Raw genomic sequence first — 18,479 nt, 5'->3', positions numbered from 1 at the left:
TCTAATTAAAAAATTTTTATTCTCCGAAGGAATTGTCATGCAACCTTTGCCTGTGATATACCCTGTATAATTAACTGTACTCCAAAGGCAGCTATGATGATAGCAGTAAACCTACCAGCGGCCACGGTTCCAGTCCTTCCAAGGATCTTTATGAGAAGCGGTCCTATCATGAGCACTAGGTACGTTAGAAGCGCAGCTATCAAACTCCCTATGGCCAGTTCAATGATGCTGTTCTGCACAGATAGCGAGACTAATGCAGTCATGGTACCTGGACCTACGATTAGGGGCGTGGCAATGGGCGTAACGACTGCTTCCTCCAATCTCTTGGACAGGAACTTGAGTTGTTGGAATCCACCAAGAGTATCTATTCCCAGGTATACGAGTAGAATACCTCCTCCTATCTCCAGGGAGTAGGGTTGTATTCCCAAGAATTCTAGAATGAATCTACCTATAACGGAAAAGAGCAAAAGTAATACCACAACCGCAACTTCCACCTTGTTGACAAGGTAGGACCACTTCATGTTTTCTCCGCCCTGAGTGGCCTCCTCAAAGATCGAGAGGATGTAGGGTATAATCGAGAAAGGATCCATCACCGCAAAAACTTTGATTGCAATCACGAGGACGTTATCTATTATCATTGTTTAGTACAGAAAGGATCTCACTTAAAGCATTGCGCTTTTCTTTCTCATTGTTAGTGGATAAGGCAATTACCACGTGAGAAAGAATTCTATACAGTGTAGAAATTTCCTTTCTAAGTCTCGCGTTCTCCTCCTCTAGCTCCTTGGCCTTAGAGTCTAAGCTCTGATAATTCATGTATAGTTCTCCCAATATTGACTCCAGGTCCGATTCCTCGTGATGATGCTCATGCTCATGCTCGTGGTGATGGGTGCTTTCAACTTCCCTTTGTATCTCCTCTATATCCTCGTCTGTTTTAGGTAACTTATCAATTCTGAGTTTCATCCTCATCTCCTCCCTCCGTATCCACGTTTCCAGTAATCTCTCCTTCCTTAATTATATAATTTCCCACACCGAGCCTGAGATAATGTTTCATCACGGTTGAGATCTTGCCCGCAGCCCTAATGGGAATGCACTCTGTCTCTACCTCTTCGCTCGTATCCAGGGTGGCTACAACTTTGGCCATGGTTTTGCTATCGTTACAAAACTCTACGTTCACAGTCTTGACCCTGCCCAGGAACACTAGGTTCTCCATATCCCTGCCTTTCATGTTTATCCTTGTCATTTTTTCACTGCAGATCCTATTACTTCGGTTAGATTTATTCCCATCTCTTGAACCAACCTGTGAAAGTCACGCCTCAAGGTCTCGAACGCCTCAAGTCCCTGGTCAATGATCAGCGTTCCAACTCCCACAACCTTAGCTCCTACCTCCATGAGCTCCAATGCGTCCTCTGCAGAGAAAACTCCCCCTATCCCTATTATCTCTGGTGAGTATTCCTTATATACGTCATGGATCACCCTAACTGCAAGGGGGTGTATACACCTCCCAGAGATTCCACCCGTTCCGTAACTGAGTATCGGCTTGGCACTTATCACGTTGACCTTCATTCCCTTCAGTGTATTTATGAGGGTGAGACCATCTGCCCCTCCCTCAAGTGCCTTTCCTGCTAAGTCCTGAACGTTATCCCAGGGTCCCAATTTAACGAACACTGGTTTTGTAGTTACCCCCTTCACGTCTTTCACTATCTCCTTAACCTGCTGGGCCATATCGGCACCGTAGCTCCTCCTGTTGGGACTGCTCACGTTGATTTCAATGATCTCCGCTAGATCGTTGGCCAAGGATGCTGTTCTCACTATCTCGTCCTTAGAGGATCCGCCGACGCTCACGAAGAGTTTACATCCCATCGGTTTGAGCTCACCAATTCCTGGATTTCCAAGACCTATGGCATTCATGTAACATCCGTCTCCGACTCTGATCAGGGTAGGCGGTCCATGGGGCTCGAGGGGGTGAAGGGTGAAGGTCTTTGTGGTAATCGCAGATGGTTTATACTGTTTACACACGCGTGACATGTACTCCGGAACGTCGGGAATTATCCCTGAGGCGATAATGAGCGGGTCCTCTAGTTCAACTCCTGCCAGTCTCGTCGAATACATTGGATCCCCTCACAGGATAGGAATGTCCCTCTAGATAAGCTACCTTTCCTTCTACAATTGTTCCATACACGGTTGCGTCTAGGGCGAAACCGTCCAGCGGAGTGTGTATGGCCTTACTATACCTGGTGGAGTATCTCCACCTATCCTTTCTAAGGATGACGAAGTTGGCCAGGTAACCCTCCCTTATCTCACCGGCCTTGATCCCCAAGATTTTGCTTGGCCCAGTTGCCGTTAACTCCACGGCCCTTGAGATGGGAAGCACTCCCCTAAACGCGAGGGTGTAAATGAAGGGGAGAGTGAAGGACATTGCTGGGATACCAGGCGGACATATCTCGAATGGTAAACCCTTTTCCCAGCTCGAGTGCGGAGCATGATCGCTTGCGACTGCGTCTGCTTCGAATAGGGCTGAGAGCAATTTCCTTCTCTCTGTGATATCCCTGATGGGTGGGTTAACCTTCGAAAGGCAATTCCTCTCCCCGTCAACGAGAAGGTGATGCATGGTTAGGTCTGTGGTATAACCCAGGCTCCTTGCAATCCTCAGGGTCTCAAGGTTACTCACGTGCGTGATGTGGAACTTTCCCCTGATGAGGAAGAGGGAGGCTATCTCTTGCCAAAGACGCCTGTTACCCCTACCTGGACGTAGTGACATTGGGATTTCGGGATGAAGAACCTTGAGCTTAGGTGAAGAGAATACCCTTTCCACCTCTTCCCTCTCGAGATCCTCAGGGAACACCTTGTACCCTGCTATGGGCATCTTATCCACGTTCTCCTTGGTTACACCCGAGTAAATACCGTAATCACATCTCGAGTGATTCGCCAGTTCAGCGAGCCTTAGCTTGATAGTCTCCTCGCTGTTGATCACCGGAGAGGTGTTGGGCATATCCACCACAACCCCTATGCCACCGTACACTGCCTCAGAGGTGGCAGAGGCCACGGTTTCCTTATAGGATAGTTGAAGTCCCCTAAGGTGAACGTGCATGTCAACTCCAGCAGGAAATATGAGGGAGTCCTCAGGTAGCTTCAGGTCAGGCTTACATTCCCTTCTGGTCTCCCTTATCCTCCTATCAAATCCAACGCAACCCTCCACTATCTCTCCTAGGAAAAGCTTTCCCTTAATCCACAATTCTCTCTACCTCCAGAAAGGGTCCCTCAAAGCACGCTAGGTTTCCCCTTATCTGACATACACCGCAAACCCCTCTCATGCAGTTCATCTTCACCCACCTAACATAAACTAGTGTACCTTGAGGTAGATCCCTTATCCTCTCCTTGGGCACTGAGGCAATCGTGATATCCCATGCTCTCTTTTTAGAGGGGAAGTTGACATTGCACTGATCAATGCACTCTAAGGTAACGTCAAATCCCTTCCTTCTCGCCTCCCTGAGAGGGAAAAGAACATCGTGATAGAGCTCAGCTGTGGATATCGCCCTAATGTTTCCCAGTTTCAGAGGCCTACCGAAGGGCCCATCCACCAGTACCATCCTGCTACCCATTAGCTTCTGGGCCAATGTCTTGGAATCCACATAGACCTCTATCTCCCCCTCCCTGTAGTCCGACACCCCCAGCGGAATCTCCCTCTCGCCAATGAACACAGTTACGAATTGTCCCGGCTTCGGTGGCACACCGTTATATTCTAGGGTAAACCTGGTGGAACTCGCCTCCATGTGGTACTCAAGGACTCTGGAGATCATCCTAAAATCTGCCTCACGACCTCATCCTCTGTAAGCCTTGTCTCGCAGTACTCACATGCTAGCTGAAGTGGTCTCCTCTTGAGGGTTCTAAATCTAGTTATTGCCTCTACGTCATTGTTAGTAATGCAGGAAGGATTGGTACACCTTAACAGGCCCACTACCTCTTGCGGTATTTCCTGCTTCCTTTTCCCCACTACTTCATAGTCCTTGATGATATTTATTGTGGCCTCTGGAGCTATCAGGGTAATCAGCTCTGCCTCCTTCTCCTCTATCTCCCTGTCCTCTATCTTCAGGATGTCCTTTCTCCCCATCTTGGAGCTCTCAGCGTTCATGACTAGGGCAATCCTATACCCTTCTATCCCCTTTATTCCGAGAATCTTGAGGACAGCCAAGGCTCTTCCTGCAGGTATGTGATCTATAACTGTTCCGTTCCTTATCTTGCTCACTAGAAGACCGCTTTTCAACTCAATCACCGGCCATTACCTCGTGAAGTAACACCGATCTTAGGGGAACCGCGTAGGATGCCTCCAAGAAGTACTTGGCTTGAGGCATAGAGTCGATCCTCCTGTCTATTTCTGAAACCCTTGGGAGGGGATGTAGAATTGCCGACTCCTTTCTCATCCTCTCAACAGTTCTATAGTCGAGACGATAACTTTCCTTTACCTTTTCGTACTCATCCTCATCTAGAAACCTCTCCCTCTGAATTCTCGTCACGTAGAGCACGTCAAGCTCGCCCACGACATCCTTAACGTCAGTGAGTTCCTTCACAGGATAGTTTAATTCCTCTAGGATCTCGGCTCTAGCCCTGAGTTGTGGGGGAGAGATCAGGTACACAATCTTGGGTTTAAATAGGGTCAAGATTCTCAACATGCTGTTCACTGTCCTAGCGTATCTAAGATCTCCTAAGAAACCAAAGGTTAGGCCTTCCAGAGTCCCAAAGAGTTTCCTCACGGTATACATGTCTATTAGTGCCTGTGTGGGATGCTCCCTTTTCCCATCCCCAGCGTTTATCACTGGTTTCTTGGCAACCTCAGCAGCAAACTTCGCTGAGCCATCCAACTTGTGGCGCATGACGATACAGTCAGCGTAGTTCTCAAGCATTCTTATGGTATCGGCTAGGTTCTCACCCTTGGACACTGATGTGGCCTCATCCGAGGAGAATCCCAGGACCTTTGCTCCTGCAGATAGAGCAGCACTTGTGAAGCTTAACGCAGTCCTTGTGCTCGGCTCAAAGAACGCAGTAGCTACTATTTTACCCTCAAGGCTTGGCCTAAACCCGCCTGAAAGAAACTTATCCGTGAGTTCGAAAAGTTGGAGAATCTCACCCTTTGAAAAATCGAGGACCGAAATTACATCCTTCACGTAATGCCCTTCAAACTATTGACTCGAACTATATTTAAACTCTTTTCCTAGTATCTAGACTGGGTTACAATGGATATAGGAGAAGTTTTAGTGAGAAGGAAACTTTTGCTTATTGGCAACTTCGTGTTAACATCCGGGAAAACCAGTCCCTACTACATTGATCTCAGGAGGTTTCCCAGCTATCCCGAATTTCGCCAGGTAGTGGATGAGGCAATTAAGAAGGTTGAGAAAGTGGATTTCGATTTCGTTATGGGCGTAGCAACAGGTGGTGTGCCCCTTGCATCCTTTCTGGCGTGTAGGATGGGCATCCCCATGGGTTACGTCAGGGTAGAGAGGAAGGGATATGGGACCGACAAACTGGTGGAGGGAGAGGTCACTGGAAGGAAGGTTCTAGTGGTTGACGACGTGGCGACGACTGGAGGATCCCTTGAAAGGGCGTCTGCAGAGATAGTCAGGAGCGGAGGCAAAGTAGTGGGAGCGCTGGTTATCGTGGATAGGGAAGAAGGTGCGTCTGAGAAGTTGAGAAGTCTTGGGATAGATTTCATCTCTGTGTTCAAGATAAGCGATATCCTGAGGTCGCTCTCCAGTAGCTTAAGTGAGAACGAAAGAAAGCTCATAGAGGAATACTTGGGTGGAACTAAGTGAACAGGGTGATACTCTCCCTAGACTCGCCCATCCCTGAAGAGACCTTAAGGAAACTTAATGGGAAAGTGGCTGGAATTAAGGTGGGATGGCCTCTCCTACTTAACCTGGGTAAGGAGAAAGTTAAGGAACTTGTGGGCCTCGTTGATGGGATCAAAATCCTCGATCTGAAACTCGCAGACATAGATAATACCATGGTGTTAATAGTGGACGAGCTAAAGGACATCACGAACTCCTTTATAGCACACGCTTTTGTGGGAGTGGAGGGAGGTCTTGCTCCCCTTAGCCAGAGGGTTGACCTCTTCTTGGTCCTGTCCATGTCCCACCCAGGGTGGAACGACGCTTTCTATCCGTATCTCAGGGAAGTGGCAAGAAGGGTTAATCCAAAGGGGTTTGTGGCACCTGCAACTAGACCTTCCATGATCTCGAGGGTTAAGGGAGATTTCCCAGACAAACTGGTGATATCTCCGGGTGTAGGCACACAGGGGGCGAAACCTGGAATCGCCCTATGCCATGGGGCAGACTATGAGATAGTGGGAAGGAGTGTGTACCAGTCCACCGATCCTGCTCGAAAGCTGGAGGAGATAGTGAGATCTCAGGAGGAGGTTTTGAGTTCCTGTGAAGGAGCAAAAGATCGGGGTTCATGAGACGTCAGTAAGGCTTGCTAAGCTTTCTAATCTCGTGAATAAGGCAGAGGAGATTTATGAGGAAAATGACGTAGTATGCACCACAGATCTAGAGGAGCTTTTTTCCGAAATCTCGCTTGAGGGAGTCAGAACGGGAAAAGGGCCGTACCCCTACACTGTGCTCTATCGTGAGATCTTCTTAACACATTTGAATTTCCTAAAAGAGGTTTTCATGGATTACTCCAAGAGAACGATGGGGAATGGTGTGGAGTTCATCTCCTTCACTCTGGATACTGGGGAGTACGTGATCTTCGAGGGAGAGGAGAATAGGGTGAGTTTGCCCATGCCCCACGGTATCACCTCGGCCCATACCCACCCCGGTATTTGCCTTTTCTCGCACCCGGATCTGGAAACCGCCGATAACTTGTTCATAAAGGGGTACTTCAGTATAGGCGTTATGAATCCAGAATGTGCCCTCATTGTGTACAGGAACGGACCTTACACGATTGAAGATAGAGATGCGTTGATTTCACTGGCAAACAAGGTGAAGAAGGCTAAAAGGCTCGAGGACCTAACTAAATCCTATAGCTTGTTTAGGGCTCCCAATCTGGTTATGTCGTTGAATAGATTCTAGGATTCAATCGTCTTAGTTTTTGCCAGCAGGTTTATGGTAGTCTCAGCGAGGTCCAAAGAATACCTGCTAACCCTCCTGAAGGAATCCGTGATAAGCAAGAGTGAGGGTTTCATGGTCTCACTTGACCTAAAGATCGTCTCCGTGACCCTCTTATGCTCTGTGGCGAGCTCATAATCTTGATCGATGATCTTGTTAGCTATCTCCCTCTTGCCGTTTAGAAATGCCCTAGTCGATTCCTTGTAAACCTCAAGAACCTTGTTCCCAAATTCCAGTATTGGTTGAGGTGTTTGTGGGCCAACTTCTAGTGTCAAACTGGAGATCCTACTTGCATGATCTGCGATCCTCTCAATTGATTTAACCGCAGAGTAAATGTCCACGATCTGGGTGGCATTGTAACCTTCCTCCTCAAGTATTTCAAATGAGCTTATGCTTAGAGTGAGTTGTCTAGCTACGTAAAAGTAGAACCTATCCACCTCGTCGTCTCTCTCCTGGACCTCCTTGGCCATCTCCGCGTCGTTGTTCCTCAGGGCGTCAAGAGTATCCTTTAACATGTTCTGGGTGATCACGGCTGCCCTGTTTATGGCCCTCGAGATTGGCAGATCCTTTTCGTTAACCAGGAACTGAACAGTCAGGTTTGAGTTGTCCTCCTCTATAACCTCAGCCCCAAGTAATCTTTTCCTTACGCTGTCCTTTACCATGGCCCTATCCTCAGCCTTCATCTTGGGGCATATCAGTGAGACTATTGTGAAACCAGCCATGTAATAGGCGATGAACTCCCTAACTGCGAAGGTTGGCCTCAAATTTTCACATGTAATGGTTGCCCTGTTCTGCTTAGTGTCCTGTGGAATCCCCTTAGGGACTAGGAGGAGCCTAAAGTTGTTGTCCTGAATTACCTCAACTTCATCCCCTGGGTTTAAGGATAGCTGTCTTACCCAGGACTTAGGTAAGGAGATGATATAAGTGGATCCCCCTGTTAATTGAATCCTTCTTGACGATCTGCTCTGCATATCATATATAGAACTATATATATTTAAGCTTGTGCACCGACTTTAGTCTTGTTTCTACTGTTAACTATATTTTCACTTTCCTTAAGGATCGTCTTGGCTTCCTCCCTAGCCCTTATTCTCATGGGTTCGGGCACCTCCACAGAGGCATAGAAGCCGGAATAGAGTTCGTCCAAGAGCATGCTTAGTTCTGTGCTTAGGAGTGGAGTAACTCGTCTGAACTCCCTCAACGCCTCTATTAGGTTGACCATGTCCTGGGATACATAGTCTATATAGACAAGGGTCTCAAGTTTGAGCTCAACCATCTCAAGTAGAACATCCAACCTATCCATGTAGTTCAGTATATTTTCTAGCTGTTCCGATTCCTTAGCGTACTGTTCTGCCAAGGTAGCGAATTTAGTCGCGTTGTTGGCAGAAAGTCTCTTGAACTGTTCTGCCCTAGCACTGAGCCTGTTCTGCCATAGCCTTATCTTCCCCCTGGCAATCTTAACGTCAACTAACAGTCTCTGGAGGTCCCTTTTCATGCCATTAGTATTGTGGCATAACGCTTAAGAGAGTTTAGGGTTGTTTCCTAGTAGTCTTAGGCATCTTTATATCGGAAATTAGCTCGTTGAAGACGTCTATGTACATCATGAACGACTTACTTGGTTTATATAGTGCACCGTAACCTGAACCCTCTCTGGTTATGATCATGTTCTCCATGAGAACGTCCAAGTGATGCTGGACCGTCTTGTAATCTAGAGAGAGGAGATTGCTCAGCTGGTTTGCGTTTAGGGGAGACTTGAGGAGCGTATTAACAATCCTAATCCTAGTGTTGCCTCCCCTTGATGCTAAAAATAGAAAGATGAAAAGCTTCTTTACCTGTCTCCTCTCTCTATCGTCACCCATTTACATGTTTACTAACGATTCAATACTTAATATATCTCTCCATGAGTTAGTCTCTGTATTGCTTCGCCAATCACTTCACTTACTGTGGGATGGGAGAAGGTAACCGAGTACAGCTGGGTGGTGGTGATCCCAAGTTCCATGGCCAACGCCATAGTGTTGATGACCTCAGTGGCTCCCTCTCCTATCATGTGCGCTCCCTCAATCTTGTTTCCTGCTACTACTAGCTTAAGGAATCCATCAGTCTCGTTGAGGGTCCAGGCCCTAGGTATGTCTCTCATCTCGACCATTATTTCCCTGGCCTCTATTCCCGCCTTCTTCAGGTCGTCGAGGGTCTTCCCCACTGTCCCTATTTCCATGTCTGCGAAAATTGAAGATGGGATATACTTCGGCATCTTGCTTTCCTTCCCTCCTATGTTATCCCCCGCAACAATTCCCTGCCTCCAGGCCTTAGTAGCGGATAGGGGAACACCAGCCACGTCACCTGCAGCAAAGACCTTGGGATTGGTGGTCCTTCCCCTTTCGTCAACCTTCACGTACCCCCTCTGATCCGTCTCAACGCCAATCTCCTTCAGGTTCAGGTTCTCAGTGCTGGCTTTCCTTCCTATGGTGACAACTGCTAGGTCACCCTCCACCTCCTCAGAGGCATTGGGCAAGTTAACGGAGAACTTCACTGTACCCTCAGAGTTCACAATCTTCGACTTGGCGTTGAGGTATATCCTGATACCCTTTTCCTCTAACCTCTTCTTAGTAGCTGAGGCCAGATCCCTATCAAATCCAGGGAGTAACTGGGGCATCAACTCTAGGATTGTTACCTCCTTGTTCAGGGCCCTAAACAAGGTCGCAAGCTCAACCCCTGCAACCCCTCCACCTACGATCACTATCCTGTTCTTTATCTCCTTCAAGTTCATAGCAGTCCATGGATCCAAAACGTTCCTCCCATTGAGGGGAAAATCAGGTAAGGAAAGAGGAACCGACCCCGTAGACAAAACAAGATGGTCACCCGTTATAGTCCTTCCGTCTACCTCCACCTCTCCTTGGGCCTTTATCTTGGCGTTGCCCTTAATCACCTTCACATTCCTGGCGTTAAGGTTGTGCTCCATTCTATCCTTAATTGCAGTTATTATCCTTGCCTTGTTCTCGTTGAGTTTAGCATAGTCCAAGGTTGCCGAGGACACTATCCACGGAGAGGAGGAGACCCTGTTTACCGTTTTTACTGCGTCGATGAGGGTTTTAGATGGTATGCATGCCCTATTTATGCATTCCCCTCCCACCTGATCCCTCTCAACTAATGCCACTGACTTGCCGAGTTCTGAAGCCCTTAGAGCAGCAGATACACCTGCCACTCCTCCGCCTATTACTATTACATCAAAGTCCATGGTCACTACTCTTACGAGAGAGTATAAAGGCTTTTAACTTCCTGAGGGCATGTGAGGCATCCTCGTCCTTCACTAGGTGAAGGCAGTGGAGTGCCACGTATTCAAGTTCCGTGTAAACTCCGTGCTTCTCGTATATATCCTCAAGGGAGAGATTAAGATCTAGGTAATCCCTAGCAAAGTCTGGATTACAGTCGTAAGCTAGCTTCAGGAAAGCAAGGAACACAAGTCTCCTCCTTTCTCCTCTCTCCAACACCACCTGAACCTCTAGGGGAATTTCACCTAGCTCGGCCAGGCTATCTGGATCAATGGACTCAACCTTAACCCTGTACTCCTCTCTCTCACGATAGAGTTCCACAACTTCCCTAGCTTTCATGTGCTACTAAGGGAGGGTGGCAATTTAGCCTTTACAGACTAGATGCAGGGGTGGACCTGTCCCCAAAGAACTCTTATTTTGTTAAACAAGTAAAGTTGCTATGGTTAATGATTCTGAATGGATAAGGTTCAAGGAGGAAGCTAGGGCCAGACTGCTTAGGGATAGGGAGATAGGGTATCTGGACCCTGATATCTGGGATCTTCTAGAGGCCTTCATGGGGAGGGAGAAGACGTTTACCTACAGTAGTTGCAGTGGGAGAATAACCGTCATAGATTCCTTCTACCCATGGAGCAGGAAAGACTCCTCGGTCATATACAAGAACCATCTCATGCTTCCAAGCGACGAGTTGCTTAGGATAATTGAGAGGAAACACATGAGAAGGTTGTGGCTCATTGTCCAAGGTCCTATTCTTCACGCTTACACAAAGGACTACGAGGAGGCATGGACTATTCTGAAAACCGCTAGAGAAGTTGGCTTCAAGCACAGCGGAATCCTAGTGGAGAATCGCAAGGGAGTCCTGGTGGAACTCAGAACTGGGATAAGGATGGTTCACCTCCTAAAGGACAGGGTCTCCCCAACCCTGGAGGAAATGGAGGAAATTGTTAAGGTAGCAAACGAGATCCTTGCCAAGGGGAAGGAGAAGAAGGATCAGCTAAGGGAGGCAATTCTATCTATAGGAAATAATTCTGTGAAGTTGGGGGAGAACCCTGAAGGGGAGTCCCAGCTCCATAACAGTGTCTGACAGTTCCTTGAGAGCTTGAATGTAGTCCTGTCTATTACCGTCTGGTTGAACAATGACCTTCTCGGGATCTATCCTGTGCTCCTCAACGAAGTTCTTCACCTCCCTGAGGTCCCTGTTTGGCTCCACTACGACGAACTTGTAATATGTGGCCCAATCCTCTGAGAAGTCATACCTTAGCTTGTGCCCCGAGTTAGATAGTTTGGGGGAAACGGAGAACACGTCTACAACCTTCCTCAGCTCCTGTTTTGGCTTTATCGTTCCGTTAGTCTCCACAGCAACGTTGTAACCCAGGTTCTTCAGGGTTGAGGCTAAGGGCAAGATGTCCTGCAGAAGAGGTTCTCCTCCAGTGATTGTGGTCCACTTAACGGACCTGCTCAACTTTCCAGTTATTTCCTCAAGTTCCATGGGTACGCCGTCCTCCCTTATCCACGAGAATTTGGTGTCGCACCAAACGCAACGGAGATTACATCCAGCTAACCTCACGAAGTTTGAGGGCTTTCCTATGACCAGCCCTTCCCCCTGTATCGACGTGAATATCTCAACAATCCAGTACCGCACTTGGATCTTGTGAAATTGACTTAAGCCAGTTAAAAATCTCCCTCTTTAACTCAGGGATTCCCGTTCCTTGTTCTGAGCTGATCTCCAGGACCTTGCCCCCCACCCGCGATAGTATCTCTCTCCTCATGTTTTCGTCAACAGCATCTATCTTGTTCATGGCAAGGATTACAGGTTTGCCCAGGGACTTCACTTCCCTCATGATGTTGAGTTGCTCGTCAGCCCCATAAATAGAGGAAGTTGATACGTCAAAGAGGAAGACGATGAGACCGTTTAAGTTCCTCAGCGCGTTCACTGCCTTCCTCTCTATAACGTTCCTTTCAGCGTCAGGCCTATCCAGAATTCCAGGAGTATCTATCACCTGAACCTTGACACCGCAGTCCATGTGACCAACGTGAATCTCCTTGGTAGTGAAGGGGTAGTTAGCGATCTCAGGCCTGGCAGAGGATATCTTAGAAACTAGCGTGGATTTCCCAACGTTTGGAGGTCCAGCAACCATTACCGTGGGAAGCTCAGGGTCTATTGCCTTTCCCTTGGATACTACTGTAACGACCCCAGAGATCCACTCAACGCACTCGTTCATCCTCCTCAAGATGGAACTAGCCCTGCCAAATCCAGCCCTCATCAAAGAGTTGGCTTTCTCCTCAGGTTCTCTCTTGATCATTACCATGTATTTCTCAAGCATGCGTTGAGCCATGTTCGCGTGTCTGGATATTGCGGAGAGGCACATCTTCACCCTATCAAGGGATCCAGAGGCTATCTCCAATGACGTTTTATAGAAGGGGTGAAGTTCGTCAACTCTTGGGAAGGCCCTCACGAAATTCACGTAAACCTCTATTCTGTCCCTATAGTCCTTTAACCTCCTTATCTCCCTCTCCTTGACGGTCTTCCCTCCTATGGAGCCGAGCCTCTTTGCCTCAGACTCCACGAAGCTGTCCACGCTGGGTAAGGGTCTAAGCCTCTCAAAGGGATTTAACATATCCTAGTACCTGGGGGCACGTCCCCATCAGGCGCGAGAAGAACTGGCTTCACGCCCTTTTGCTCATCTTCTTTACATCCTGCTGCCAGGATCATTCCCTGACTTTCATATCCCCTTATCACCCTGGGCTTCAGGTTGGTGAGCACTATCACCCTCCTGTTCACCATTTGCTCCGGCGTATAATATTCAGCAATTCCAGATATTATCTGTCTTGTCTCCCCTCCAAGATCTATCTTGAGCTTTAGAAGCCTGGTCCCCTCTATCCTTTCTGCCTCCACAACAACCCCAACTTTCATCTCGACCTTTTGAAAATCCTCTATTGTGATTTCCATGCGTGAACCAGTACTCCTATCGTTTAATAGCTGAGTTTACTTGTTCAAGTAAATGTTCAACAGGATTAGAGACGAATTTTTAAGCTAACTACGTAAATGTTGTTATGGAGAAAATTTCAGAGGGAAAGACAAAGGAGGTCTTTTCCCTTGATAACGAGCACGTTCTCCTTAGGTTCAAGGATTCTGTAACGGCTGGGGATGGGGCGAAGGCGGATATAATAGATGGAAAGGGCATCCTAAACGCCCAGACCTCAGCTCTACTCTTCAGGTTACTGGAGAGAGATGGGATTGAAACACATTACGTGGGAATGAAGGATGAGAGAACCATGATTGTCAAGAGGCTGGCCATGATACCAGTCGAGGTCGTATTGAGGAACTACGCTACGGGGAGCATCGTAAAGAGGTTACCCATAAAAGAGGGGGAGGCCTTTAACCCTCCCATTGTCGAGTTCTTTCTCAAGGACGACGCGCGTCACGATCCCCTTCTCAACTATCACCACATGAGACACCTGAAGCTCATGAACGAGGAAGAGGCCAGACTTGTGGAGGAGGTCATGGTGAGGGTTAATCAAACTCTGTCGAAGGTGATCTCCAAGATGGGTCTAATCCTATACGACTTCAAGTTGGAGTTCGGGAGAGTCAACGGTAAACTAGTGGTGGGAGACGAAATCTCCCTGGATTCCATGAGGGTGAGGGATCCCACAGGAAGGATCCTGGATAAGGACCTCTACAGAAAGGGGTACCTCCTGGATCAAGTGAAGGCATCCTACGTGGAATTTCTAGATAGGCTGAGGTCTGTAGCATGATGTACAAGGTTGAGTTGATAATACTTAACAAGGATGGAGTGAGGGACCCAGAGGGGGAGACACTTAAGCGCTACGTAATCGACTCCACAATGCCCGGGAAGGTTGCTGATGTAAGGGTGGGTAAAATCGTTGTTGTAACCATGGAAGCCTCGTCTAGAGAAGAGGCAGAGGATTTGACGAGGAGACTTGCTGAGAGTAAGAGGTTGTACAATCCCATAGTTCACAAGATTGTGGTGAGGGCTGAGCGCGTTGAGGACGGCAGTAATTAAGTTTCCAGGCACAACGTGCGAGCTTGACGTCGTGAAGGCCCTGAAACAGGTGGGCGCGGAAGCAGAGGTAGTCAAATTCAACTCCCTTGACCCAGATAGGTATGACGGCGTAGTCATCCCTGGGGGTTTCAGTTTCGGCGATTATCTAAGGGCTGGAGCCATTGCCGCCAACAGTGAAGCCATGAAGGGAATAAGGGAGATGGCCGATCAAGGAAAGCTTGTCTTGGGTATATGCAACGGATTCCAGATTCTAGTGGAATCGGGACTGCTCAAGGGAGCTCTTCTCCCCAACCTTAACCTTAGGTTCATTACCAAATGGGTTAGGATAAGGGTCAGGAGAAAGGATACCCCATTCACCAAGGATAGCAAGGACGTACTTTTCATGCCCATAGCGCACGCTGAGGGGAGATACTACTTGGACGATGAGGAGCTAGCGTCTAGGCTATCGGTTTTCCAGTACGTGGATGAGAGGGGAATACCATCTCCCCAGGCGAACCCCAACGGCTCCATCCTAAACATAGCTGGGGTGACAAATGAGGCAGGGAACGTCCTTGGGTTGATGCCACACCCAGAAAGGGCTTCCTTTCCCTCGATTTCCCCAGACGGGTCAAGGGACGGACTCGAGATATTGAGGGTGTTTGGGAAATGATCCTCACGTTATCCAACACTGAGATGGAGGTAGTGAGGAGGGTTCTCGGGAGGGAACCCAAGGAAGCTGAGTGGAAGCTCGTTGATGCTCTTTGGTCGGAGCATTGTTCCTACAAGAGCTCGAAGGTATTCCTTAGGAGCTTGCCCAGTACTGGTCCCAACGTGATAATGAGCGTTGAGGACTGGCAGGACGCTGGTGCCGTGGACGTGGGTGATGGCCTAGCCCTGGTCCTCAAGGTTGAGAGTCACAATCATCCCTCAGCCATAGACCCCTTCAACGGTGCAGCTACGGGAGTTGGAGGAATCTTAAGGGACATTATAAGTAAGGGAGCGAAGCCCATAGCCCTCCTCGACATGATAAGGGTTGGCAAACTAGATGACAGGGGGAAGTGGCTACTCAAGAACATTATCTCAGGGATAGGCTTTTACGGTAACAGTGTCGGAGTGCCTGTGGTTGGAGGAGAGCTGTCCTTCGACGAAACATATAACGATAATCCGCTCGTGGACGTGGCCTGCGCAGGTATCGTGAACAAAGACTCCATAGTCCCCAGCGTGGTTCGGGAGCCAGGTCTCAGGCTCGTGTTGGCAGGTTTCACTGGGCTTGACGGTCTGGGGGGAGCCTCGTTTGCCTCTAGGAAATTGAGCGGAATGGATGAGATAGGGGCAGTTCAGATAGCTGATCCCTTTGCGGGGAAGATAATCATTGACGTAACCCTTGAGATCGCCAAGGAGGTTGAGGCAATAAAGGACCTCGGTGGTGGGGGACTGGCAGTTGCCGTTACTGAGATGGCTAACGGTTTGGGGGCAGTGGTTAACCTAGAGAGGGTACCACTGAGGTTTAAGTATCTCTCGCCAGAGGACATCATAATATCCGAAACCCAGGAGAGAATGCTCTTTGCAGTGAAGCCCGAGAAAGTGGAGTCCGTGTGCGCCAAGTTCAGGGAGTACAACTACCCCTGTGAGGACATAGGCGAGATCACGGCCGAACCCAAGGTGAGGTTCCTGTATAATGGGGAAACCGTGGCGGAGCTACCCTCGGACCTTCTCCTATCTCCCCCACTCAATGTCTGGCCAGCCGAGAGGAGGCCGAGGAGAAGGGAGCCTGAAAGGGAGGTTGCCCTAGGCGAGGCACTGAGGGCGGTCCTCACGCATCCTGACCTGGTGAGCAAGGAGTGGGCCTACTCCCAGTTCGATTACGAGGTGGGGACATCCACCGTGGTGAAACCTGGACAGGGGGACAGTGCGGTTGTGGAGTTGCCCAATGGGAAATACCTGGCGCTTAAGGGTGATGCAAACCAGGACCTATGCGCCGAGGACGCGTATGAGTGCGGTAAAGCCATAGTAGCAGAGGCCTACAGGAACCTGGCAACAGTTGGGGCGAGGGGAATAGCCCTTGTGGACCATCTGCAGTTTGGCGATCCAAGAAAGCCTCACGTCTATCAGGACTTCATTGATGCCGTGAGGGGTATATCGGAGGCCTCCAAGTTCTTCTCAATACCCGTTGTGGGAGGGAAGGTCTCGTTCCATAACGAGGATAAGAACGGTAATCCCATAAAGCCTACACCCCTGGTGGTTATGGCTGGGCTAGTTGAGGGCAAGCTTGCTAGGAACAGGGTAGAAGAAGGAGATCTGGTACTGATTGGGGAGACTAGGAACGAGCTGGCTGGAACCCTTTTCTCCAGGATATTTGGAGGAGGGGGCGAGGTGGCCAAAACCAGGTTAATGGAGGACCTAATAGCGTCAAATCTAGTAATAAAGGGAATAAACGAGGGCAAGATAATTTGGAACAAGGATGTCTCCAAGGGTGGTCTTGCTGGGGCACTCCTCCCAATCCTAGCTAAGGGATTCTCCGTGAGGATCTCCTCCTCCCAGGTGATAGGTACCTCAAACATCCTGGGCAAGATGTTCTCGGAGAGCGGTGGAAGGTTCCTAGTCCTAACCGGCGATCCGCAGTGGTTCATGTACCAGGCTGGGAGGATGGGGATACAGGCGTCGGTCATAGGGAAGGTGACCAAGGATGGGAGCAAGCTAGTTCTGGATAACGAGGCCTTCCCCATGGACAAGATCGTGGAGAACTACTACTCCTTCCTGGAGGGATCGCTATGAACGCAAGGGAGCACTGTGGGGTTTTCGGGGTTGTTGGACCTGACTCCACGAAGCTTACCTTTGAAGGACTAAAGCTCCTCCAACATAGGGGTCAGGAATCCGCAGGGATCTCCTGGGTGGATGGGGGCAGGATACACACTAGGAAGGGCCTTGGTCTCGTGGGTGAGGCCCTAGATCCCAAGGACATAGGAGAGTCGTTCTTTTCCATAGGTCATGTGAGGTATTCAACCACGGGCTCCACCACCCTACAGGAGGCTCAGCCCCTCGACGACGGCTTCATTGCTGTTTCCTTTAACGGTACCATAACCAACCACTTCCAGAACGGAGACTTTTCCACTGACACCGAGTTTATCTTGTCCTTCCTTAGGAACCAATTGTCTCAAGGGAGAAGCCTGGAGAGCTCCGCTAAGGCATTCATGGATGTGGCCGATGGGGCCTTCTCCCTCTTGGTTCTCTCCTCCAAGGGTGAAATTCTGGCCCTGCGGGATCCGCGTGGCTTCAGACCTCTCGTTATAGGCGAAATAGGGGATAACAAGGTGGTCTCCTCTGAGGACTCAGCAATCAAGCAGTTGGGTGGGAAGGTGATCGGTTTCGTTCACCCAGGGGAGATAATTAAGATAACCAGGGATACAGTGGTCAGGGAGAGGGTGTCCTCCCTCCCAACGACCACCTGTGCCTTTGAATACATTTACTTCTCCAGGGCCGACTCGGAGATAGACGGAATCTCGGTATACGCATCCAGGATCAAGTTAGGGGAGTTGCTGGCTAGAAATCACCCGGCCCAGGGAGACGTGGTGGTGCCTGTTCCAGACTCGTCCAGGCCCATAGCCCTCGGCTTCTCTAGGACTAGTGGTATACCCCTAGAGGAGGCACTGGTAAGGACGATCTCTTCGAAGAGGTCCTTCATCATGCCCTCCGACGAGAAAAGGAACGAGGTGCTTAAGGAGAAGTTCGGGATTGTGGAGTGGGCCGTCAGGGGAAAGAGGGTTGTACTAGTTGACGATTCCATAGTCCGCGGGAACACCATGAAGAGGATAGTGAACTCACTTAGAAGCGCGGGGGCAAGTGAGGTTCACATTAGAATTGGATCCCCCATGATTAGGTTTCCATGTTACATGGGAATAGACTTCCCCAGAAGGTCTGAGCTTGTGGCAAACGTAGGGGATGAGAGGGCAATAGCCCGTGAGCTTAACGCGGATAGCGTGGAGTACCTTTCTGTGGAGGAAATGGTTCAGGCCATAGGCAGAACCACCCTATGTAAGGCCTGCTTCACAGGGGAGTACCCCCTCAAGGGGAAATATGACCTCTCCGCGCTGGAGAGCGTTTTCGCAAGGTGATAA

The 18,479-nt window shown here is 49.2% G+C and carries 25 protein-coding genes; 9 read left to right on the top strand and 16 right to left on the bottom strand.

The genetic code is table 11. The annotated features are described in order from the left end of the window. Positions 1–35: 35 nt before the first annotated feature. Genes ACI49J_RS01615 through pyrB form a run of 8 tightly spaced genes read right to left on the bottom strand, consistent with a single transcriptional unit; the run spans position 36 to position 5,159 of the window. A complete protein-coding gene (locus tag ACI49J_RS01615) occupies positions 36–638 on the bottom strand; it encodes a MarC family protein (protein WP_012021884.1) in 603 nt (200 codons plus the stop codon). Then, positions 625–960, bottom strand: coding sequence for a hypothetical protein (locus tag ACI49J_RS01610; protein WP_012021885.1), 336 nt, complete (start codon positions 958–960; stop codon positions 625–627). The genes ACI49J_RS01615 and ACI49J_RS01610 overlap by 14 nt, the downstream gene beginning before the upstream one ends. Next, positions 944–1,240 (bottom strand): hypothetical protein, encoded by a 297-nt coding sequence (locus ACI49J_RS01605; RefSeq protein WP_012021886.1) that lies wholly within the window; start codon positions 1,238–1,240, stop codon positions 944–946. The genes ACI49J_RS01610 and ACI49J_RS01605 overlap by 17 nt, the downstream gene beginning before the upstream one ends. Next, positions 1,237–2,109 (bottom strand): dihydroorotate dehydrogenase PyrD, encoded by an 873-nt coding sequence (pyrD, locus tag ACI49J_RS01600; protein ID WP_240253865.1) that lies wholly within the window; start codon positions 2,107–2,109, stop codon positions 1,237–1,239. Before pyrD ends, ACI49J_RS01605 begins: the two co-directional genes overlap by 4 nt. Beyond that, on the bottom strand, positions 2,081–3,232 hold the full coding sequence (gene pyrC, locus ACI49J_RS01595) for a dihydroorotase (protein ID WP_240253864.1): 1,152 nt from the start codon (positions 3,230–3,232) through the stop codon (positions 2,081–2,083). Before pyrC ends, pyrD begins: the two co-directional genes overlap by 29 nt. Beyond that, entirely contained in the window at positions 3,222–3,797 is a 576-nt protein-coding gene (locus ACI49J_RS01590) for a 2-polyprenylphenol hydroxylase (protein ID WP_240253862.1), read from the bottom strand. The genes pyrC and ACI49J_RS01590 overlap by 11 nt, the downstream gene beginning before the upstream one ends. Continuing rightward, complete coding sequence (gene pyrI, locus ACI49J_RS01585) at positions 3,794–4,270, bottom strand: aspartate carbamoyltransferase regulatory subunit (RefSeq protein WP_012021890.1); 477 nt, start codon at positions 4,268–4,270, stop codon at positions 3,794–3,796. The genes ACI49J_RS01590 and pyrI overlap by 4 nt, the downstream gene beginning before the upstream one ends. Continuing rightward, a complete protein-coding gene (pyrB, locus tag ACI49J_RS01580; protein WP_240253860.1) occupies positions 4,263–5,159 on the bottom strand; it encodes an aspartate carbamoyltransferase in 897 nt (298 codons plus the stop codon). Before pyrB ends, pyrI begins: the two co-directional genes overlap by 8 nt. A gap of 69 nt (positions 5,160–5,228) precedes the next feature. On the opposite strand from pyrB, the gene pyrE reads away from it, so the two are divergent. Genes pyrE through ACI49J_RS01565 form a run of 3 tightly spaced genes read left to right on the top strand, consistent with a single transcriptional unit; the run spans position 5,229 to position 7,061 of the window. After that, positions 5,229–5,804, top strand: a complete 576-nt coding sequence (gene pyrE, locus ACI49J_RS01575) for an orotate phosphoribosyltransferase (RefSeq protein WP_240253858.1) — start codon at positions 5,229–5,231, stop codon at positions 5,802–5,804. Then, a complete protein-coding gene (locus ACI49J_RS01570; RefSeq protein WP_240253857.1) occupies positions 5,801–6,448 on the top strand; it encodes an orotidine 5'-phosphate decarboxylase in 648 nt (215 codons plus the stop codon). The genes pyrE and ACI49J_RS01570 overlap by 4 nt, the downstream gene beginning before the upstream one ends. Beyond that, complete coding sequence (locus ACI49J_RS01565; protein WP_240253856.1) at positions 6,420–7,061, top strand: hypothetical protein; 642 nt, start codon at positions 6,420–6,422, stop codon at positions 7,059–7,061. The genes ACI49J_RS01570 and ACI49J_RS01565 overlap by 29 nt, the downstream gene beginning before the upstream one ends. Here the strand turns inward: ACI49J_RS01565 and ACI49J_RS01560 are convergent. Genes ACI49J_RS01560 through ACI49J_RS01540 form a run of 5 tightly spaced genes read right to left on the bottom strand, consistent with a single transcriptional unit; the run spans position 7,058 to position 10,702 of the window. Continuing rightward, positions 7,058–8,068 carry a phosphate uptake regulator PhoU gene (locus tag ACI49J_RS01560; RefSeq protein WP_240253855.1) on the bottom strand — a complete coding sequence of 337 codons (1,011 nt, stop codon included), beginning with the start codon at positions 8,066–8,068 and terminating at the stop codon, positions 7,058–7,060. The genes ACI49J_RS01565 and ACI49J_RS01560 overlap by 4 nt on opposite strands. Positions 8,069–8,091: 23 nt before the next feature. Beyond that, entirely contained in the window at positions 8,092–8,589 is a 498-nt protein-coding gene (cdvB3, locus tag ACI49J_RS01555; RefSeq protein WP_012021896.1) for a cell division protein CdvB3, read from the bottom strand. Positions 8,590–8,623: 34 nt separating this feature from the next. After that, on the bottom strand, positions 8,624–8,953 hold the full coding sequence (locus tag ACI49J_RS01550) for a winged helix-turn-helix domain-containing protein (RefSeq protein ID WP_240253854.1): 330 nt from the start codon (positions 8,951–8,953) through the stop codon (positions 8,624–8,626). Positions 8,954–8,979: 26 nt separating this feature from the next. Next, the gene (locus tag ACI49J_RS01545; protein ID WP_012021898.1) at positions 8,980–10,329 is read right to left on the bottom strand and encodes an NAD(P)/FAD-dependent oxidoreductase; all 1,350 of its coding nucleotides are present in this window, start codon (positions 10,327–10,329) and stop codon (positions 8,980–8,982) included. After that, a complete protein-coding gene (locus tag ACI49J_RS01540; RefSeq protein ID WP_240253853.1) occupies positions 10,319–10,702 on the bottom strand; it encodes a hypothetical protein in 384 nt (127 codons plus the stop codon). Before ACI49J_RS01540 ends, ACI49J_RS01545 begins: the two co-directional genes overlap by 11 nt. A 100-nt stretch (positions 10,703–10,802) precedes the next feature. Here ACI49J_RS01540 and ACI49J_RS01535 point away from each other — a divergent pair, with 100 nt between their 5' ends. Then, positions 10,803–11,444: a tRNA-wybutosine modification methyltransferase TYW3 gene (locus ACI49J_RS01535; RefSeq protein WP_240253852.1), complete on the top strand. Its 642-nt coding sequence runs from the start codon at positions 10,803–10,805 to the stop codon at positions 11,442–11,444. Here ACI49J_RS01535 and ACI49J_RS01530 read toward each other — a convergent pair. The 3 genes from ACI49J_RS01530 to metG are packed head-to-tail and all read right to left on the bottom strand — an operon-like array spanning position 11,370 to position 13,310. Beyond that, positions 11,370–12,002, bottom strand: a complete 633-nt coding sequence (locus ACI49J_RS01530) for a 7-carboxy-7-deazaguanine synthase QueE (RefSeq protein ID WP_240253851.1) — start codon at positions 12,000–12,002, stop codon at positions 11,370–11,372. The genes ACI49J_RS01535 and ACI49J_RS01530 overlap by 75 nt on opposite strands. Continuing rightward, the gene (locus ACI49J_RS01525) at positions 11,983–12,978 is read right to left on the bottom strand and encodes a GTPase (RefSeq protein ID WP_240253848.1); all 996 of its coding nucleotides are present in this window, start codon (positions 12,976–12,978) and stop codon (positions 11,983–11,985) included. Before ACI49J_RS01525 ends, ACI49J_RS01530 begins: the two co-directional genes overlap by 20 nt. Next, the gene (metG, locus tag ACI49J_RS01520; protein ID WP_012021903.1) at positions 12,972–13,310 is read right to left on the bottom strand and encodes a methionine--tRNA ligase subunit beta; all 339 of its coding nucleotides are present in this window, start codon (positions 13,308–13,310) and stop codon (positions 12,972–12,974) included. Before metG ends, ACI49J_RS01525 begins: the two co-directional genes overlap by 7 nt. A gap of 104 nt (positions 13,311–13,414) precedes the next feature. Between metG and purC the strand changes: the two genes are divergently transcribed. Genes purC through purF form a run of 5 tightly spaced genes read left to right on the top strand, consistent with a single transcriptional unit; the run spans position 13,415 to position 18,476 of the window. Beyond that, entirely contained in the window at positions 13,415–14,116 is a 702-nt protein-coding gene (gene purC, locus ACI49J_RS01515; RefSeq protein WP_240253847.1) for a phosphoribosylaminoimidazolesuccinocarboxamide synthase, read from the top strand. Then, a complete protein-coding gene (locus tag ACI49J_RS01510) occupies positions 14,113–14,385 on the top strand; it encodes a phosphoribosylformylglycinamidine synthase subunit PurS (RefSeq protein ID WP_012021905.1) in 273 nt (90 codons plus the stop codon). The genes purC and ACI49J_RS01510 overlap by 4 nt, the downstream gene beginning before the upstream one ends. Then, positions 14,366–15,034, top strand: coding sequence for a phosphoribosylformylglycinamidine synthase I (gene purQ, locus ACI49J_RS01505; RefSeq protein ID WP_240253843.1), 669 nt, complete (start codon positions 14,366–14,368; stop codon positions 15,032–15,034). The genes ACI49J_RS01510 and purQ overlap by 20 nt, the downstream gene beginning before the upstream one ends. Further along, positions 15,031–17,139, top strand: coding sequence for a phosphoribosylformylglycinamidine synthase subunit PurL (purL, locus tag ACI49J_RS01500; RefSeq protein ID WP_240253842.1), 2,109 nt, complete (start codon positions 15,031–15,033; stop codon positions 17,137–17,139). The genes purQ and purL overlap by 4 nt, the downstream gene beginning before the upstream one ends. Then, positions 17,136–18,476, top strand: coding sequence for an amidophosphoribosyltransferase (purF, locus tag ACI49J_RS01495; RefSeq protein WP_240253841.1), 1,341 nt, complete (start codon positions 17,136–17,138; stop codon positions 18,474–18,476). Before purL ends, purF begins: the two co-directional genes overlap by 4 nt. Positions 18,477–18,479 lie beyond the last annotated feature (3 nt).

The organism is Metallosphaera sp. D4-4 (assembly GCF_046245145.1).
GTDB lineage: Archaea > Thermoproteota > Thermoprotei_A > Sulfolobales > Sulfolobaceae > Metallosphaera > Metallosphaera sedula.
Note: the sequence above shows the minus strand (reverse complement) of the source record. Positions and strands in the feature narration are given on the sequence as shown.

Bases quoted from the DNA above. Each gene is read 5' to 3' on its own strand.
- purL (WP_240253842.1), top strand. From the start codon at position 15,031: ATGATCCTCACGTTATCCAACACTGAGATGGAGGTAGTGAGGAGGGTT.
- purC (WP_240253847.1), top strand. From the start codon at position 13,415: ATGGAGAAAATTTCAGAGGGAAAGACAAAGGAGGTCTTTTCCCTTGAT.
- ACI49J_RS01540 (WP_240253853.1), bottom strand. From the start codon at position 10,702: ATGAAAGCTAGGGAAGTTGTGGAACTCTATCGTGAGAGAGAGGAGTAC.
- ACI49J_RS01525 (WP_240253848.1), bottom strand. From the start codon at position 12,978: ATGTTAAATCCCTTTGAGAGGCTTAGACCCTTACCCAGCGTGGACAGC.
- cdvB3 (WP_012021896.1), bottom strand. From the start codon at position 8,589: ATGAAAAGGGACCTCCAGAGACTGTTAGTTGACGTTAAGATTGCCAGG.
- ACI49J_RS01510 (WP_012021905.1), top strand. From the start codon at position 14,113: ATGATGTACAAGGTTGAGTTGATAATACTTAACAAGGATGGAGTGAGG.
- ACI49J_RS01615 (WP_012021884.1), bottom strand. From the start codon at position 638: ATGATAATAGATAACGTCCTCGTGATTGCAATCAAAGTTTTTGCGGTG.
- pyrE (WP_240253858.1), top strand. From the start codon at position 5,229: ATGGATATAGGAGAAGTTTTAGTGAGAAGGAAACTTTTGCTTATTGGC.
- ACI49J_RS01535 (WP_240253852.1), top strand. From the start codon at position 10,803: ATGGTTAATGATTCTGAATGGATAAGGTTCAAGGAGGAAGCTAGGGCC.
- ACI49J_RS01560 (WP_240253855.1), bottom strand. From the start codon at position 8,068: ATGCAGAGCAGATCGTCAAGAAGGATTCAATTAACAGGGGGATCCACT.
- ACI49J_RS01550 (WP_240253854.1), bottom strand. From the start codon at position 8,953: ATGGGTGACGATAGAGAGAGGAGACAGGTAAAGAAGCTTTTCATCTTT.
- ACI49J_RS01605 (WP_012021886.1), bottom strand. From the start codon at position 1,240: ATGACAAGGATAAACATGAAAGGCAGGGATATGGAGAACCTAGTGTTC.
- purF (WP_240253841.1), top strand. From the start codon at position 17,136: ATGAACGCAAGGGAGCACTGTGGGGTTTTCGGGGTTGTTGGACCTGAC.
- pyrD (WP_240253865.1), bottom strand. From the start codon at position 2,109: ATGTATTCGACGAGACTGGCAGGAGTTGAACTAGAGGACCCGCTCATT.
- metG (WP_012021903.1), bottom strand. From the start codon at position 13,310: ATGGAAATCACAATAGAGGATTTTCAAAAGGTCGAGATGAAAGTTGGG.
- ACI49J_RS01545 (WP_012021898.1), bottom strand. From the start codon at position 10,329: ATGGACTTTGATGTAATAGTAATAGGCGGAGGAGTGGCAGGTGTATCT.
- ACI49J_RS01590 (WP_240253862.1), bottom strand. From the start codon at position 3,797: ATGATCTCCAGAGTCCTTGAGTACCACATGGAGGCGAGTTCCACCAGG.
- ACI49J_RS01610 (WP_012021885.1), bottom strand. From the start codon at position 960: ATGAAACTCAGAATTGATAAGTTACCTAAAACAGACGAGGATATAGAG.